A 14,223-nucleotide genomic window follows, 5' to 3' on the forward strand; every position below is an offset into this window, starting at 1 on the left:
GTGCGCGTCCTCATCCGTGTGGGTCGACGAGCAGGTCCGCGGCCGCGGCGGTGACGGCGGCCGACACCGCCGCCAGCGCGGGGGAGTCGAGTTTCCACCGCTGCCAGAACAGCGGTACGTCGATCGGGTGGTCCGGGTCCAGGCAGACGAAGGTGCCGTCGCGCAGGCGGTCGCCGATCTGCGTGAGCGGCACCATGCCCCAGCCCATCCCGGCGGCGACAGCGTCGTAGAACCCTTCGGACGACGGGACACAGTGCCGCAGCGAGCTCGCGATCGTGCCCCGCTCGCGCGCGAAGCGGTCTTGGAGGTCGTCTCGGCGGCCGAAGACGACGACGGGGGCCTCGGCGAGGTCGAGGTCCGTGCCGAGCGCCGGGCTCGCCACGGCCAGGTAGCGCATGTGCCCGAGCCGGTGCACCGAACACCCGGCGACCGGATCGGGTGACGACGTCACGGCCGCCATCACCTGGCCTTCCCGCAACAGGGTCGTGGTGTGGTCCTGATCCTCGCGATGCAGCTCGAAGCAGATCTTCTGGTCGAACGACACCCGCGTGAGCGCCGGCAGGAACCACGTCGCGAGCGAATCGGCGTTCACCGCGATCGGCATCCGGACCGGTTCGTCGTCGGCGGTCAGGCCGAGTTCGGCCCGGGTGTCGGCCTCCAGCAGGGCCAGCTGACGGCCGAAGCGCACGACCGCCTGCCCGGATTCGGTCAGGCGCACCGGTTTCGTGCGGATCAGCAGTACCCGGCCGGTGCGTTGTTCGAGCGCTTTCACGCGCTGGCTGATCGCCGACGGGGTCACGTGCAGGGCCGAGGCCGCCGCGTCGAACGTGCCTTCGTCGGCGACCGCCAGCAGCGTGCGGACGAGGTCCAGCGGCAATTCTTTCGTCACGAACGCTAATGTTACGTAAGAATCTTTAGCTGTACTGTTGACTATCCGCTTCCTAGTGTCCTTCGTATGGGAAACGTTCTGCTCAGCGCGGTCGCCGGGTTCGGCGCCACCATGGCCCTCATCGTCGCGATCGGCGCGCAGAACGCGTTCGTGCTGCGCCAGGGCATCCGGCGTGAAGCGGTTCCCGTGGTGGTCCTGATCTGCATCGTCTCGGACGTCATCCTGGTCAGCCTCGGCGTCGGCGGGGTCGGCGCGCTGGTGGGGACCTCGCCCGAAGCCCTGACCATCGTCGCCCTGGTCGGCGGTGCTTTCCTGCTTTGCTACGGCGCTCTCGCGGCCCGTCGCGCGTTCAAGCCGTCGGCGCTGGAAACCGGTGGTCCGGAGACCGGCGGGTCCCTGCGCCGCATCGTGCTGACCACGCTGGCGATCACCTGGCTGAACCCCCACGTGTACCTCGACACGCTGCTCCTGCTCGGCGCGATCGCGGCGGGGCACGGCGGCGGCCGGTGGGCGTTCGGGGTCGGGGCGGTGTCCGCCAGCGTGCTCTGGTTCCTCGCGCTCGGCTTCGGCGCGAGGCTGCTCAGCGGGTTCTTCCGCAAGCCGTCGTCGTGGCGGATGCTGGACGGCCTGGTCGCCGCGATGATGATCGCCATGGGCGTGACGCTGGTGGCCAGTGCCTGATCACGGCAGGCGAGCCAGGTCGCCGGCGGTGAGCACGAGGTCGGCGGCGGCCGCCGAATCGCGGATCGTCGCGGGCCTCGTCGAGCCGGGGATCGCGATCATCGACGGCGACTTCGCGAGCAGCCAAGCCAGGCACACCCGCTGCGGGCTGACGCCGTGTTCCTCCGCCACGGCAAGGAATTCCCCGCCGATCCCGCCGAGCGGACCCCACGGCAGGTAGGCGAGGCCGAGTTCGGTGCACAGCGCCAGCTCGGGTTCGTGCGTCAGATTCGCGGGCGAGTGCTCGTTCTGCACCGAAACCAGTTTCCCGCCGAGGATCTCCCGCGCTTCGAGAATCTGCGCACTGGACACATTGGACACTCCGGCGAGCCGGATCTTGCCTTCGTCGGCCAGTTCCTTGATCGCGCCGACGGATTCCGCCCACGGCACGTTCTCGTCGGGCTTGTGCAACTGGTAGAGCCCGATCGCGTCGACGCCGAGCCGTTTCAGCGAGCCTTCGCAGGCGTTCTTGAGATGCGCGGGCGTCCCGGTGACGGTCCACGAGCCGTCACCGGGCCTGCCGCGACCGCCCTTGGTCGCGACGAGCACCGCGTCCGGGTCGCCGCCGTAGCCCGCCAGCGCCTCGGCGATCAGCACCTCGTTGTGCCCGGTTTCCCCCGCGTGCCAGTGATAGGAGTCGGCCGTGTCGATCAGCGTGACCCCGGCGTCGAGCGCGGCGTGGATCGTGGCGATCGCGCGGACGGCGTCCGGGCGGCCCTCGATCGACAACGGCATCGCGCCGAGGCCGATCGCGCTCACTTCGACGTCTCCGATGCTGCGGTAGCGCATTCGCTCAAGCCTTTCTGAGGTTTTCGATGGCTTCGCCGAGCCAATCGGTGGTGGTGGAGAACGAAAAGCCGAGATCCGTCGCGCGCGAGGTGTCCAGGACGGCGTACCGGTCGAAGGAGAACGGCGAAGCGTCCCGCTCGACGATCTTGAACCGGGGCTCGGCGGTGACGGCGGCGACGAGATCCAGCGCGGACAGCTCGCCGTGCGAACCGGCGTTGACCGGGCCGGTGAAGTCCGCGCGCGTGGCCCAGGCCAGGAAGTCCGCGATCTCATCCGCGTGGATGAACGTCGACGGCCGCGGTTCCGCGTGGATCTCGACGACGTCGCCCACGTCCAGCCGTTCGACGTAGTGGCGCAGCCGTCCGGTGAAATCGTCGCCGCCGAGGACGTGCGCGACCCGTACCGAGGCGAACTCCACGTCACCGTCGGCGAAAACGGCCTCCGCCTGGCGCTTGCCTTCGCCGTAGTGCGCTTCTAGGAAATCCGCGTCGTGCCAAGGAAGTCCGACGTCGACAGGAGACCGGGAGACCAGCGATTCGGCCATCGGGGTGTCCGCCCGGACCTGGTCGTAGACGTCGATCGTCGAGGTCATCACGTACCGGTCCGTCCGGATGACGCGGCGGGCGATGCCCGCTTGGACCGGGGTGTAGCAGACCTGGTCGAGCACGACGTCGAAGGAACGGGAACCCAGCGCGGCCTTCAGCCCGGCCTCGTCGTCGCGGTCGGCGATCAGGTGGGCGACGCCGGTCGGCGCGGGAGTGGAGCCGCGGTTGAGCACGGTGACGTCCAGTCCGGCGTCGCGCAGCCGCTCGACCACCCCGCGGCCGAAGTACCGGCTTCCGCCCAGAACGAGCACTTTCTTCATGCTGACCAGTGTTACGTTGGTGATCCAGCCGCTTGAAGGGGAGAACATGGGCGAATCAGCGGAATCACTGAAAGAAGCTCGGTCAAATCGCGATTCCACTGAAAGCTCACTGGACGTGATCGACAGGCGACTCCTCGAACTCCTCCAGGAGGAAGGGCGCATCACCCTGAGTGAGCTCGGCCGCCGCGTCTCCCTGAGCCCGGCCGCCGTCGGCGAACGCGTCAAACGCCTCGAAGCCGATGGCACGATCACCGGCTACGCGGCGCTCGTTTCGCCGTCCGGGGTCGGTCTCGGGCTGCGGGCGTTCGTGCGGATGGCGCCGCACAGCGGGTTCACCGTCCGGCATCCGCGCACCCGGAAGCTCATGGACCGCCCCGAAATCCTCGAACTGCACCACGTGGTGGGGGAGGACTGCTGGATCCTCAAGATCGCCGTCCGAGACACCACGCATCTGGAGGACCTGCTCGAAGACCTGTCCACGCTGGGGGCGACGACGACGTCGATCGTCATGTCCAGTCCGATCGAACGACGAGTGCTGCTGCCCTTGTGATCTGTCACAAGGCGTGGCGGGTAAGTCTGGTCGTTCTCCCGGTTCCGGTCGCCGGTTTGTGACGCATGATGACTCGCATCACATACTGACGAGTAACCGGAGGCAGGGATGCGGGCTCGGGTCACCAACGGCGGTGCCACGAAGACCAGAAGGATCCTCACCACGCTTGTCGCGGCTTTGACGTTCACGATCGCCGCCCCGGCCGTCGCGAGCGCGGCCCCGTCGAGCGGCTGGAACGACTGGTCGTGCAAGCCGAGCGCGAAGCACCCCGAGCCCGTCGTGCTGGTGCACGGCCTCGGCGGCAACGCGACGACCAACTGGTTCTACCACGCGCCGAAGCTCAAGAGCGCCGGCTACTGCGTCTACTCGCTGACCTACGGCGCGACCGTCCTGGGTGGACAGTTGTTCGGCGGGCTCGGCTCCATGCGGAAGAGCGCCGTCGAACTCGGCGCGTTCGTGGACCGCGTGCGATCGAGCACCGGCGCGGACAAGGTCGACATCGTCGGCCACTCCGAGGGCACGACGATGCCCGCGTACTACCTCAAGTTCGAGGGTGGTGCGGAGAAGGTGAAGCACTTCGTCGGCTTCGGCTCGAACTTCAAGGGCACGTCGCTCAACGGCCTTTCCGGGCTGGCCAGGGCCGTGCTTTCGCTGCCCGGCCTCGATCTGCTCGCCGACGGCGTATGCGGGGCGTGCCGCGAATACCTCGCGCCTTCGGACTTCCTCGACGACCTCGCCCGTGGTGGCGTGAGCGTGCCGGGGCCGACCTACACGAGCATCGTGAGCCGCCACGATCGAGTGGTCACGCCGTACACCAGCGGGGTGCTGGGCGAACCGGGGACGACCGACATCGTGCTGCAGGACCGCTGCGGAGTGGACGTGTCCGGGCATCTGAGCCAGGCGATCGACCCGAACGTGACGAGCCTGATCCTCAAGGCCCTCGATCCGGCGGGCGCGCCCGCGCCCAAGTGCGTGCCGTTCTTCGCGCCGCTGTAGGTCCGCTCAGGGTTTGGTCGCGTGCACCACGAACACCGACCGGACCCTGCCGCCTGACTCGACGTCGAGGCGCTTCACGGTCACCTCGGTGAAGCCCGCTTCGGAGGCCAGTTCCGCCGCGTCGTCCTCGGTTTCCGGCAGCTTCAGGTCGGTGGGGACGATCGCGGCGAACGCCTCCGACGGCCGGAACGCCGATGCCAGCGGCAGGCTGAAGCCCACGCGGCCGCCGGGGCGCAGTGCCCGCAGCCAGTCGCGGAGCGCGGCCGCGCCGAGGAAATGCAGCGAAGAGGCGCACAGCACGGCGTCCGCACCGTCGTCCTCCACCGGCGACGGGACCGCCGAGGCGACCTGCCAGGTGATGAGCTTGCCGGGATCGCGCGTCACGGCCTTCGTCTCGGCTCGGGCGATCATGCCCGGCGAGATGTCGATCGCGAGCACTTCGCCCGGCTCCAGGCGCAGCGCGGCGAACGCGGCCGCGCCGGTCCCGGTCGCGACGTCGAGAACGCGTTCGGGAGCCGTGCGGCCAAGGCCGTTGACGAGCGCGTCGGCCACGAGGCCGTGAAAGGTGTCTTCGTCGTAGTGGGCGGCGACGCCGTCGAAGAGACCTGCCGCGATCTCCTCGGTCACGACGGCGACCCTGTCCGGGAGGCGGCGCCTGCCGGCGAAACCCAGGTCTGCGCGGTGGTACCAGCACAGTTCCCGGTCGCCCTCGAGCCAGCAGAGCAGGACGTCGACGCCGTCGAGCTCGGCGGGGAAGTCGATCAGGAGCGGGGCGAACCCCTTCAGCTCCGCACCCGTTCGCTGGACCGTGGTCATCAAATCGTCCAGCCTGGCCTGCGCGGCCTTCCACTCCGGCATCCCGCCGAGCGCGGTCTCCCGGCCGCCGGGGCGCAGCGCCGCGGCGAGTTCGGCCGCGTCGGCGCGGAGGCGGACGAGCTCGTCGAGCACGGGGCGTAGCCGGGCGAGTTCGGCGCGGGCTTCAGGAACGGTGAACAAACCCATGCGCCGATGGTCCCAGCCCGGTCAGCGGCGCCGCCGGGCGAGTCTCGACGCGAGGCCCGCGCCGACGAGGAGGAAGCCCGTGCCGAGCAACCCGCCGATGAACAGCCAGCTCGTGACGCCGAAGGTGACGTCGTTCTGCGGCAGGTACTTCACCAGGCGGAAGCCCCATTCCGGGACCGCGGCGGTGGCCACGCCGGGTGCGATGCCCCAGACCAGGCCGCCGAGGATCGGGCCGGTCGCCGAGAGCGCGCCGAGCAGCCCGACCGCCAGCAGCAGGATCCCGCCGCCGACGAGCAGGCCGATGCTGAAGACGTCACGCTGGGTGCTGAGCGTCGCCTGGACGAGCATCTGCTGCCGCAGGCCGCCCCAAGCCAGCAGGCCGAGGGCGACCGGCGTCAGGATCAGGCCGCCCGCGCCGCTGAGCACCCGGCGCACGCCACGGCCGGCACGGCTGTCTTCGACGCCCAGGTCGTCGTCGAAAGGCGGCTCGTACGGTTCGTACGACTCGACGTCCTCGTAGGGCCTTCGCGGGTCTTTCGGTTGCTGCTCGTACTCGCCGTACTCTTGGTAGTCCTCGTCGTCGTACTCCGCGACGTACCGGTGCGATGACATGGGCGGGCCACCTCCCTGATCCGGACTACGGATCCGAGGCCCACCCGGTTCACTTCGATCTCCGCGGATCGCGTTCAGCCCGCTGAACGCGATCCGGGGCGGCGCCGGGTGAGGGTGCCGACCATGCCTGCCCCCGCCAAGAGGAAGCCGCTGCCGAACAGGGCGCCCATGACCAGCCAGGTCACCAGGCCGACGCCGAGTTCGCGGCCGCCGATGTCGTACATGGTGCTCATGACGCTCTGCCCGCCCAGGAGCGTGGTCAGCCCCGGCACCACTCCCCAGATCAGCCCGCCGAGCACCGGCCCGAGGCCGGACAGCACGCCGAGGAGCGCGACGCCGAGCAGGAGAAGGCCGCCGACGATCATCAGGATCAAGCCCAGCGGGTCTTCGCCGACGGTGTAGGCCTGCGCGTACATCCGCTGCAGCCGCGAGCCGCCGTAGATCACCAGCCCGAGCGCGACCGGGGTGAGCAGGACCCCGCCGAGGGCGCTGATCACGCGAGGCACGGCGCGGCTGCTTTGCCTAGGCTGGAGGTACGGCTCCGGCGCGGGCGGCTGCTCGTGCGGTGGCACCGCGTAGGGGTTGGTGGACATGGGGACCGCCCTTTCCGGTGGCCGGCTGTGCCAGATGTGGAGTGCGGTTCGATGATGTCGCGGTTCCCCGGTGTCCCGTGACGGCCGGATGGCCGTCGTCCGACCGGGTGACGTCGGCCACATCGGCCTCGTGGAGACTTGATACCCACCACTACTGGAACCATCCAGCGCGGTTAAGCAGTACGCTTGTACCGCTACCGGAGACTTAAGAAGAACGCGAAGATCCGCGGAAGGAGCACCGCTGCTCATGGCCAAGATCAAGGTCCAGGGCACCGTCGTCGAGCTCGACGGCGATGAGATGACCCGCATCATTTGGCAGTTCATCAAGGACAGGCTGATCCACCCGTACCTGGACGTGGACCTGGAGTACTACGACCTGGGCATCGAGGAGCGGGACCGCACCGACGACCAGGTCACCATCGATTCGGCCAACGCGATCAAGAAGCACGGCGTCGGCGTCAAGTGCGCCACGATCACGCCGGACGAGGCGCGCGTCGAAGAGTTCGGCCTGAAGAAGATGTGGCTCTCGCCGAACGGCACGATCCGCAACATCCTCGGCGGCGTGATCTTCCGCGAGCCGATCGTCATCCAGAACATCCCGCGCCTGGTGCCGGGCTGGACCAAGCCGATCATCATCGGCCGTCACGCGCACGGTGACCAGTACAAGGCGACCAACTTCAAGGTCCCCGGTCCCGGCACGCTGACCATCAGCTACACCCCGGACGACGGCTCCGAGCCGATGGAGTTCGAGGTCGCGAAGTTCCCCGAGGGCGGCGGCGTCGCCATGGGGATGTACAACTACCGCAAGTCCATCGAGGACTTCGCGCGCGCCTCGCTGCAGTACGGCCTCGACCGTGAGTACCCGGTCTACATGTCGACCAAGAACACCATCCTGAAGGCCTACGACGGCATGTTCAAGGACGTGTTCGAGGAGATCTACCAGGCCGAGTTCAAGGCCGACTTCGACGCCAAGGGCATCTCCTACGAGCACCGCCTGATCGACGACATGGTCGCCGCGGCGATGAAGTGGGAAGGCGGCTACGTCTGGGCCTGCAAGAACTACGACGGTGACGTCCAGTCCGACACGGTCGCGCAGGGCTTCGGCTCGCTGGGCCTGATGACGTCGGTGCTGCGCACCCCGGACGGCAGGACCGTCGAGGCCGAGGCCGCGCACGGCACGGTGACCCGGCACTACCGCCAGCACCAGCAGGGCAAGCCGACCTCGACCAACCCGATCGCGTCCATCTACGCGTGGACCCGGGGCCTCGAGCACCGCGGCAAGCTGGACTCGAACCAGGAGCTGATCGGGTTCGCGAACAAGCTGGAGAAGGTCGTCGTCGAGACCGTCGAGAGCGGCAAGATGACCAAGGACCTCGCGCTGCTGATCAGCAAGGACCAGGCGTTCCAGACCACCGAGGAGTTCCTCGCGACGCTGGACGACAACCTGGCCAAGAAGATCGCCCAGGGCTGAGTTTCGCGGTAAGTACGTGAAGGCCCCCTTCCTCGCGGGAGGGGGCCTTCACGTATCCCGGCCCCGTTGTGACGGTGGGTAGCGCGAGCGCCGTTCGGTTGGCGCCTCCGGGTGGTTGGCAATCAGGGAACTGGGCGACCGCCCCGGCTTCTGCCACTCTGGTCGAGGCAGAAAACGATTCCCTTGTTCGAGGAGTGACCATCATGGCCATCTCGAAACCGGTCTTGTTCCTCGGCGCCGGTGCGGCGCTGATCGTCGTCGTCGCCATTTCGGGACAAGACAGGGAGTCGAGCGCATCGAGCCCGACCGGTTGCCAGGTCGTGGTGACGGCCGACGTGCTCAACGCGCGCGACACCCCCGGCGGGCAGAAGATCGTCGGCAAGTACGTCAAGGACGCGAAGATCGACGCGCAACCGGTGGTCGAGAACGGCTTCCGCAAGATCGCCGAGGGCAAATGGGTCTCCGCCCAGTTCGCGCCCCCGGTCGAAGGGTCCAAATGCGGCCCTTGACCTGCCGGATCGCGTTTAGCCCGCTAAACGCGAGTGGGCGCTGACCTGCGGGATCGCGTTTAGCCCGCTAAACGCAGGTGGGTGCCTTCCTCGGCCGCCAGTACCTCGCCGCTGAACTCCTCCCGCGCCTCCGCCACCGAGACTTCGCGGTCGGAACCGGGCCAGAAGTGGGTCAGCAGCAGTCGCCGGGCACCCCCGCGTTCGGCCCAGTACCCGGCCTCGCCCGCCGTCGAAACCAGCCGCGGCGTCTCGTCGGGAGACGGGCCCTGCAGCGTGGCGTCGGCGATGAGCAGGTCGGCGTCGCGCGCGAGCTCCGCCAGGATCGGGCTGGGCCCGCTGTCACCGGTGTACGCGACGGTGAGCCCGGGCGCGGTCAGGCGGACCCCGTAGTTCGGCACATGGTGCGGCAGTAAGAACGTGGTCATCCGGAACGGCCCGACCTCTCGCGGCGGGCCGAGGCCGGACACGTCGAAAATCGTCGTCGGATGCGGCCGCGGCTCCAGCGCTTCGAGCCGCCGGACCGTTCCCGGCGTGCAGTGCAGCGGGATCCTCGGCTCGTCCGGCAGCCCGTAGGCGCGGGCACGGCCGAGCGCGCTCACGTCGGCGCAGTGATCAGGGTGTTCGTGCGTGACCACCACCGCGTCGACCCGGCCGCCCGGGCAGTGCTCGAACAGCCGCGACGCGGCGCCGTAGCCGAGGTCGAGCACGATCTTGAAACCCTCGTGGACCAGGAGGAACCCGGCGCAGGCCCGGCCGGGCTCCGGCCAAGCGCCGCAGCTGCCCAGCACGGTCAGCTCGCTCATGCGCGCAGTCTCGCAGAACCCTCGCGGTAACGGCGCGCGCTTTCCGGCGACTTCGTGACCGGAGGTCCGTCATGAAGCAGGTCCAGAGCCGGGTCGTCACCCCGAAGCCGATCGACGAGGTCTACGCCTATCTCGCCGACTTCACCAACCAGCCGGAATGGCGCTTCGACGTCGTGTCGTGCTCGCTCGCGTCCGGAGAGGTCGGCACGCCGGGTGCGAAATACCACCAGCGGGTGAAACCGCGAGGCAAGGAAATCGACAGCGAAGTCGAGTTGACCCGCGCCGACAAGCCGGCCGAAGTCGCGTTCCGCACGCTGGATCCGGGCCCGGTCACCGTGTCGGGCGCCTGGCATCTCAAGAGCACCGGCACCGGGACCGAGGTGATCTGCGACGTCGTCATCGAGACGCACGGATTCCTGCGGTTGCTGGAGTTCACCATGGGCCCGTCGCTGCGGAAGATCTCGGACCGCTACGAACGGGATCTCTCCGCGCGGCTCAACCCCTGACGAATCTGTCGGACCCTCCGGGTAGCGTGCGAAGGGTGCTGACCGTCTCCACTGTGAATGTCAACGGCCTCCGCGCCGCCGCGAAAAAGGGCTTCATCGAGTGGCTCGGCTCCACCAAAGCCGACGTCGTCGCCTGCCAGGAGGTACGGGCCGAGCTCAAGGAGCTCCCGGCCGGTGCCGCCGCGCCCGAAGGCTGGCACGTGGTGCACGCGCCGTCGGCGCAGAAGGGGCGCAACGGCGTCATGCTCTTCAGCCGTGCCGAGCCGGACGAGGTCCGCATCGGTTTCGGCGAGCCGGAATTCGAGGACAGCGGCCGCTACGCCGAGATCCACCTGCCGAACGTCGTGGTCGCGAGCCTGTACCTGCCCAGTGGCGACGTCGGCACCCCGCGTCAGGACGAGAAGGAACGCTTCATGGCGGCGTTCTTGCCGTACCTCGTCGACTTGCGCGCCAAGGCGGCGGCCGACGGCCGTGAGGTCGTCGTCGTGGGCGACTGGAACATCGCCTACGAGAACAGCGACCTGAAGAACTGGCGCGGGAACCAGAAGAGCTCGGGCTTCCTGCCGGAGGAGCGCGAGTGGCTCGGCCGCGTGTTCACCGAGGCCGGTTACGTCGACGTGCAGCGCAAACTCGATCCGGAAGGCCCCGGCCCGTATACCTGGTGGTCGTACCGCGGGAAGGCGTTCGACAACGACTCGGGCTGGCGTATCGACTGTCAGATCGCCACCCCCGGCCTCGCCGAGCGGTGCACCTCCGTCGTGGTCGAGCGCGCCGAGTCCTACGACCAGCGCTGGTCGGATCACGCGCCGGTGACCGCGACCTATTCCAGCTAGCCTGGTCCGGTCATGGAAACGAACGAAGCCAAGCGGATCGAGGCGACGAACGCCGAGCGCTACGCGATGTCCGGTCAGTACGGGTGGGAGTTCAGCCCGGACGCGCCGAACCTCCTGGAACGCTGGACGGTGCTGCCGTTCAACCAGCGCGGGGACAAGCGGATCGCGTTCGGCGCGCTGAGCGGTGCCTACCAAGGGTTGCGGTTCAACGTTTTCGACTACCACCGCCGCCCGACGGTCACGAGCGTGCACACCCGGTGGACGAACAAGAAGGTCAACGAACTCGACACGCTCTCGATCGACTCGGTCTGGGTGATCACCCTGCCCGCGCCGATGCCGAACTTCCAGATCGTGTCGAGTATCGAATCCGCTTGGGACGTCGAGCAGTACCCCGAGCCCGCCACGGCGGACCGGAAGTTCAACCGCTGGTACAAGCTGATCGACACGGATCCGAACGTCGCGGTCCAGGTGCTCACACCGCAGGTCGCCGGCCTGATGCGGTCGTCGAAGCTGCACACGTGGTCGCTGGTGGGGGCGGAACTGGTCTATGTCGAGAATCCGACGTTCGGCCGGACCAAACCGGACGAGGTGCTCGCGACGCTGGGCAGGCTCGCGCAGCTGGTTTCGGTGCTGCCGTTCCACCTCGGTGGCGGGCAGCCCGCCGCGCCACCTCCGCAGCAGCCCCAGTATCCGCAGCAGCCGTATCCACCGCAGAATCCCGGTTACCCGCAGCAACATCCGCCTCCGCCGCAGTACGGCCAGCAGCCGTACCAGCCCGGATATCCGCCGCCCCAGTACCCACAGCCGCAGTACCCGCCGCCCCACTATCCGCAACCGCAGTACCCGCAGCCCGGATATCCACCGCAGCAGTATCCGCCGCCCGGGCCGTACGGACCGCCGCCGGGATACCCGCCGCGCGGCTACTGACGGGCCTTCGCGGTCTCCGTCCACACTGGACTCTCGGTGAAGTGGTTGTCGAATTTTTCCTGGCTGTCCAAGAGATCCTGGACGGTCGCTTTGCCGTGCCCGACCTTCTCCAGGAGCCGGAAGTAGTCGAACCGTTCCACGCCGGGGATGAACACGATCAGCACGTCCGCCGAGGAGTCCACGGTCGCGCGGAAGGCGTGCGTGGTCAGCGGTGGGACGACGAGCATGTCGCCCTCGGAAACGGTGACGATCTCTTCTCCCACAAGGACTTCCAGCTTTCCTCCGAGCATGAAGAACATCTCGGACGAGCCGGTGTGATAGTGCGGCGCCGCTCCATCGGCGCCGACGCCTAGTTGTGTTCTCGCACTGCTCATCACTCCGCCTGTGGTCGAGACGTCGGCTAGCAGGGTGACGAGTGTGGGGGCCGCGCCGACGGTTTCGGCTTCGTCTGCGCGGACGAGGACGGGTTCGCGGGTTTCGATGCGCTGGTTCATGCCCAGATAGTTCCACTGCTGATAGTTCGCTGTCAAACTATCTCCCGTCGAATAGACTGGGCCCGTGAACGAAGAGCGAAACGCCGACGCGATCGACGCGGTGGTCGGCGCCTGGCGGCGTGAGCGACCGGAACTGGACTTGACCGCGATCGGGGTCGCCGGGCGGCTCGGCCGCGCGGTACTGCTGACCACGCCGATGGTGGAAGCCGTGTTCGTGAAACATGGCTTGAAGCAGGGTGAGTTCGACGTGCTCGCGGCGCTTAGGCGGTCGGGGAAGCCGTACACGCTCATCCCGTCGGAGCTGTCGGCGACGCTGATGATGTCCAGGGCCGGGATGACCAGCCGGATCGACAGGCTCGAGTCGGCGGGGCTGGTCGAGCGCGCGCTCGACCCCGAGGACCGGCGCAGCTTCCGGGTCACGCTGACCGAGCGCGGGTTCGAGGTCGTCGACGCCGCGATGACCGAGCACACCGCGAACGTCGCGAAGCTGCTTTCGCCGCTGGGCGAGGATCTCGGCGTCCTGGACGCCTCGTTGCGGCGGCTGCTGAACTCCCTTGAGTGACGAAGGGGCCCTTCGCCGCATCGCATGCGGTGAAGGGCCCCTTCAGCTCTTCGGGTGGGTCAGCAGGACAGGTTGCCACCGGGGTTGACGCCGAGGATGCCGGTGAACTGCTGGTACTTGTTCACGCGGCTCTGGACCTGGCCGGGGTTACCACCGTTGCACTCGAGGCTCCCGTTGATGCTGCGGATGGTCTCGCCGAAGCCGCGGCTGTTGACCATCGCGTCGTGCGGGGTCATCGTGCCGGGGCCGTTCTGCGTCATCCAGTACCAGATGCCGGTCTTCCAGGCGACGGCCGCGTCGTTCTGCACCAGCCACGGGTTGGTCAGCAGCGGCAGGCCCAGCGCGTCGCCGGCGGCCTTGTAGTTGAAGTTCCAGCTCAGCTGGATCGGGCCGCGGCCGTAGTACGCGGCGTTGCCCGCCGGGCAGCCGTAGGACTGGCTCGTGTCGCAGTAGTGCGGGTAGTTCGCCTGGTTCTGCTCGACGACGTGGACCAGGCCGCCGGTCTCGTGGCTGACGTTCGCCAGGAAGGCCGCCGCCTCCTGCTTCTTGACGGTGTCGCTGCCGGTGCCCGCGAAGGCCGGGTACGCGCTGAGAGCGGTGACCAGGCCGTTGTAGGTGTAGAAGGAGTTCCGGCTCGGGAACATCTGGTTGAACTGGGCTTCGCTGACCACGAAACCGGACGGGTTCTGCGAACCGCCGCCACAGGTGCCCTGATCGGCCCATACCTGCGCCGTACCCGGGGTTTCGTTCTGCGTCCACCATTTCGCGGACCAGTTGTGCCCGTTGTGGGAGGCGGAGTTGCCGCCCCAGTAGACCGAGCTCGCGTTCCACGGTGCCACGCAGTCCGCGGCGGAGGCGGACTGGGCCGGGACGACCACGGCGACCGTGGTGGCGGCGAAGGTGGCGGCGACCGCCGCGAGAATGCGTCGAAGAGACATCGGTGGCTCCTTCGTACGAGGGGACCATGCAGGGAGATTGGTCTATACCTTTTAAGGGGTATGGCCAACAGGTATAGACCATTGCGGACAAGAAACCAACCGGTGAAAGTCGGATAGTCCCTGTTCGGCCCTGTGGCGACATCCGAACGGCCTAACCCTGTCCG

The 14,223-nt window shown here is 68.2% G+C and carries 18 protein-coding genes; 9 read left to right on the forward strand and 9 right to left on the reverse strand.

Going from position 1 to position 14,223, the window contains the following annotated elements:
* Nucleotides 1-10: 10 nt before the first annotated feature.
* Complete coding sequence (locus ACLJPX_RS34345) at nt 11-889, reverse strand: LysR family transcriptional regulator ArgP (RefSeq protein WP_410604522.1); 879 nt, start codon at nt 887-889, stop codon at nt 11-13.
* Between the two features lie 66 nt (nt 890-955).
* Here ACLJPX_RS34345 and ACLJPX_RS34350 point away from each other — a divergent pair, with 66 nt between their 5' ends.
* Complete coding sequence (locus ACLJPX_RS34350) at nt 956-1,570, forward strand: LysE/ArgO family amino acid transporter (protein WP_410604523.1); 615 nt, start codon at nt 956-958, stop codon at nt 1,568-1,570.
* On the opposite strand, the gene ACLJPX_RS34355 is transcribed toward ACLJPX_RS34350, so the two are convergent.
* Entirely contained in the window at nt 1,571-2,398 is an 828-nt protein-coding gene (locus ACLJPX_RS34355) for an aldo/keto reductase (RefSeq protein WP_410604524.1), read from the reverse strand.
* 4 nt (nt 2,399-2,402) lie between these two features.
* A complete protein-coding gene (locus ACLJPX_RS34360; protein WP_410604525.1) occupies nt 2,403-3,263 on the reverse strand; it encodes an NAD-dependent epimerase/dehydratase family protein in 861 nt (286 codons plus the stop codon).
* A 115-nt stretch (nt 3,264-3,378) separates the two neighbouring features.
* On the opposite strand from ACLJPX_RS34360, the gene ACLJPX_RS34365 reads away from it, so the two are divergent.
* Together ACLJPX_RS34365 and ACLJPX_RS34370 are read left to right on the forward strand one after the other, a co-directional pair.
* Entirely contained in the window at nt 3,379-3,813 is a 435-nt protein-coding gene (locus ACLJPX_RS34365; RefSeq protein WP_410604526.1) for an Lrp/AsnC family transcriptional regulator, read from the forward strand.
* A gap of 108 nt (nt 3,814-3,921) precedes the next feature.
* Entirely contained in the window at nt 3,922-4,809 is an 888-nt protein-coding gene (locus tag ACLJPX_RS34370; protein WP_101612284.1) for an esterase/lipase family protein, read from the forward strand.
* A 6-nt stretch (nt 4,810-4,815) separates the two neighbouring features.
* Here the strand turns inward: ACLJPX_RS34370 and ACLJPX_RS34375 are convergent, their stop codons facing one another.
* From ACLJPX_RS34375 to ACLJPX_RS34385, 3 genes are all read right to left on the reverse strand, one after another.
* Nucleotides 4,816-5,811: a DUF2203 family protein gene (locus tag ACLJPX_RS34375; protein WP_410604527.1), complete on the reverse strand. Its 996-nt coding sequence runs from the start codon at nt 5,809-5,811 to the stop codon at nt 4,816-4,818.
* A 21-nt stretch (nt 5,812-5,832) separates the two neighbouring features.
* Entirely contained in the window at nt 5,833-6,423 is a 591-nt protein-coding gene (locus tag ACLJPX_RS34380) for a hypothetical protein (RefSeq protein ID WP_410604528.1), read from the reverse strand.
* Between the two features lie 74 nt (nt 6,424-6,497).
* Nucleotides 6,498-7,016, reverse strand: coding sequence for a hypothetical protein (locus ACLJPX_RS34385; RefSeq protein ID WP_410604529.1), 519 nt, complete (start codon nt 7,014-7,016; stop codon nt 6,498-6,500).
* A 247-nt stretch (nt 7,017-7,263) separates the two neighbouring features.
* Here ACLJPX_RS34385 and ACLJPX_RS34390 point away from each other — a divergent pair, with 247 nt between their 5' ends.
* On the forward strand, nt 7,264-8,487 hold the full coding sequence (locus ACLJPX_RS34390) for an NADP-dependent isocitrate dehydrogenase (protein WP_101612287.1): 1,224 nt from the start codon (nt 7,264-7,266) through the stop codon (nt 8,485-8,487).
* A 203-nt stretch (nt 8,488-8,690) separates the two neighbouring features.
* Nucleotides 8,691-8,996 carry a hypothetical protein gene (locus ACLJPX_RS34395; protein ID WP_101613722.1) on the forward strand — a complete coding sequence of 102 codons (306 nt, stop codon included), beginning with the start codon at nt 8,691-8,693 and terminating at the stop codon, nt 8,994-8,996.
* Nucleotides 8,997-9,055: 59 nt separating this feature from the next.
* Here the strand turns inward: ACLJPX_RS34395 and ACLJPX_RS34400 are convergent, their stop codons facing one another.
* Nucleotides 9,056-9,799 (reverse strand): MBL fold metallo-hydrolase, encoded by a 744-nt coding sequence (locus ACLJPX_RS34400; protein WP_410604530.1) that lies wholly within the window; start codon nt 9,797-9,799, stop codon nt 9,056-9,058.
* A 71-nt stretch (nt 9,800-9,870) separates the two neighbouring features.
* Here ACLJPX_RS34400 and ACLJPX_RS34405 point away from each other — a divergent pair, with 71 nt between their 5' ends.
* From ACLJPX_RS34405 to ACLJPX_RS34415, 3 genes are read left to right on the forward strand one after another with little or no spacing between them, the layout of a single operon-like run.
* A complete protein-coding gene (locus ACLJPX_RS34405) occupies nt 9,871-10,305 on the forward strand; it encodes an SRPBCC family protein (protein WP_410604531.1) in 435 nt (144 codons plus the stop codon).
* A gap of 26 nt (nt 10,306-10,331) precedes the next feature.
* Nucleotides 10,332-11,138 (forward strand): exodeoxyribonuclease III, encoded by an 807-nt coding sequence (locus ACLJPX_RS34410; RefSeq protein ID WP_410604532.1) that lies wholly within the window; start codon nt 10,332-10,334, stop codon nt 11,136-11,138.
* Between the two features lie 12 nt (nt 11,139-11,150).
* Entirely contained in the window at nt 11,151-12,065 is a 915-nt protein-coding gene (locus ACLJPX_RS34415; RefSeq protein ID WP_410604533.1) for a hypothetical protein, read from the forward strand.
* Here the strand turns inward: ACLJPX_RS34415 and ACLJPX_RS34420 are convergent.
* Nucleotides 12,059-12,559 carry a cupin domain-containing protein gene (locus tag ACLJPX_RS34420; RefSeq protein ID WP_410604616.1) on the reverse strand — a complete coding sequence of 167 codons (501 nt, stop codon included), beginning with the start codon at nt 12,557-12,559 and terminating at the stop codon, nt 12,059-12,061. The genes ACLJPX_RS34415 and ACLJPX_RS34420 overlap by 7 nt on opposite strands.
* A 64-nt stretch (nt 12,560-12,623) precedes the next feature.
* Here ACLJPX_RS34420 and ACLJPX_RS34425 point away from each other — a divergent pair, with 64 nt between their 5' ends.
* Complete coding sequence (locus ACLJPX_RS34425) at nt 12,624-13,121, forward strand: MarR family winged helix-turn-helix transcriptional regulator (protein WP_410604534.1); 498 nt, start codon at nt 12,624-12,626, stop codon at nt 13,119-13,121.
* Between the two features lie 59 nt (nt 13,122-13,180).
* Here ACLJPX_RS34425 and ACLJPX_RS34430 read toward each other — a convergent pair whose 3' ends face one another.
* A complete protein-coding gene (locus ACLJPX_RS34430; RefSeq protein ID WP_410604535.1) occupies nt 13,181-14,059 on the reverse strand; it encodes a glycoside hydrolase family 19 protein in 879 nt (292 codons plus the stop codon).
* Between the last annotated feature and the right edge of the window lie 164 nt (nt 14,060-14,223).

The sequence above is a fragment of the Amycolatopsis sp. lyj-90 genome (assembly GCF_046549035.1).
GTDB lineage: Bacteria > Actinomycetota > Actinomycetes > Mycobacteriales > Pseudonocardiaceae > Amycolatopsis.

What these genes read in the sequence shown, in the direction of transcription:
- ACLJPX_RS34350 (WP_410604523.1), top strand. Translation starts at nt 956, where the DNA reads ATGGGAAACGTTCTGCTCAGCGCGGTCGCCGGGTTCGGCGCCACCATG.
- ACLJPX_RS34355 (WP_410604524.1), bottom strand. Translation starts at nt 2,398, where the DNA reads ATGCGCTACCGCAGCATCGGAGACGTCGAAGTGAGCGCGATCGGCCTC.
- ACLJPX_RS34360 (WP_410604525.1), bottom strand. Translation starts at nt 3,263, where the DNA reads ATGAAGAAAGTGCTCGTTCTGGGCGGAAGCCGGTACTTCGGCCGCGGG.
- ACLJPX_RS34370 (WP_101612284.1), top strand. Translation starts at nt 3,922, where the DNA reads ATGCGGGCTCGGGTCACCAACGGCGGTGCCACGAAGACCAGAAGGATC.
- ACLJPX_RS34375 (WP_410604527.1), bottom strand. Translation starts at nt 5,811, where the DNA reads ATGGGTTTGTTCACCGTTCCTGAAGCCCGCGCCGAACTCGCCCGGCTA.
- ACLJPX_RS34380 (WP_410604528.1), bottom strand. Translation starts at nt 6,423, where the DNA reads ATGTCATCGCACCGGTACGTCGCGGAGTACGACGACGAGGACTACCAA.
- ACLJPX_RS34385 (WP_410604529.1), bottom strand. Translation starts at nt 7,016, where the DNA reads ATGTCCACCAACCCCTACGCGGTGCCACCGCACGAGCAGCCGCCCGCG.
- ACLJPX_RS34390 (WP_101612287.1), top strand. Translation starts at nt 7,264, where the DNA reads ATGGCCAAGATCAAGGTCCAGGGCACCGTCGTCGAGCTCGACGGCGAT.
- ACLJPX_RS34395 (WP_101613722.1), top strand. Translation starts at nt 8,691, where the DNA reads ATGGCCATCTCGAAACCGGTCTTGTTCCTCGGCGCCGGTGCGGCGCTG.
- ACLJPX_RS34400 (WP_410604530.1), bottom strand. Translation starts at nt 9,799, where the DNA reads ATGAGCGAGCTGACCGTGCTGGGCAGCTGCGGCGCTTGGCCGGAGCCC.
- ACLJPX_RS34405 (WP_410604531.1), top strand. Translation starts at nt 9,871, where the DNA reads ATGAAGCAGGTCCAGAGCCGGGTCGTCACCCCGAAGCCGATCGACGAG.
- ACLJPX_RS34415 (WP_410604533.1), top strand. Translation starts at nt 11,151, where the DNA reads ATGGAAACGAACGAAGCCAAGCGGATCGAGGCGACGAACGCCGAGCGC.
- ACLJPX_RS34420 (WP_410604616.1), bottom strand. Translation starts at nt 12,559, where the DNA reads ATGAACCAGCGCATCGAAACCCGCGAACCCGTCCTCGTCCGCGCAGAC.
- ACLJPX_RS34430 (WP_410604535.1), bottom strand. Translation starts at nt 14,059, where the DNA reads ATGTCTCTTCGACGCATTCTCGCGGCGGTCGCCGCCACCTTCGCCGCC.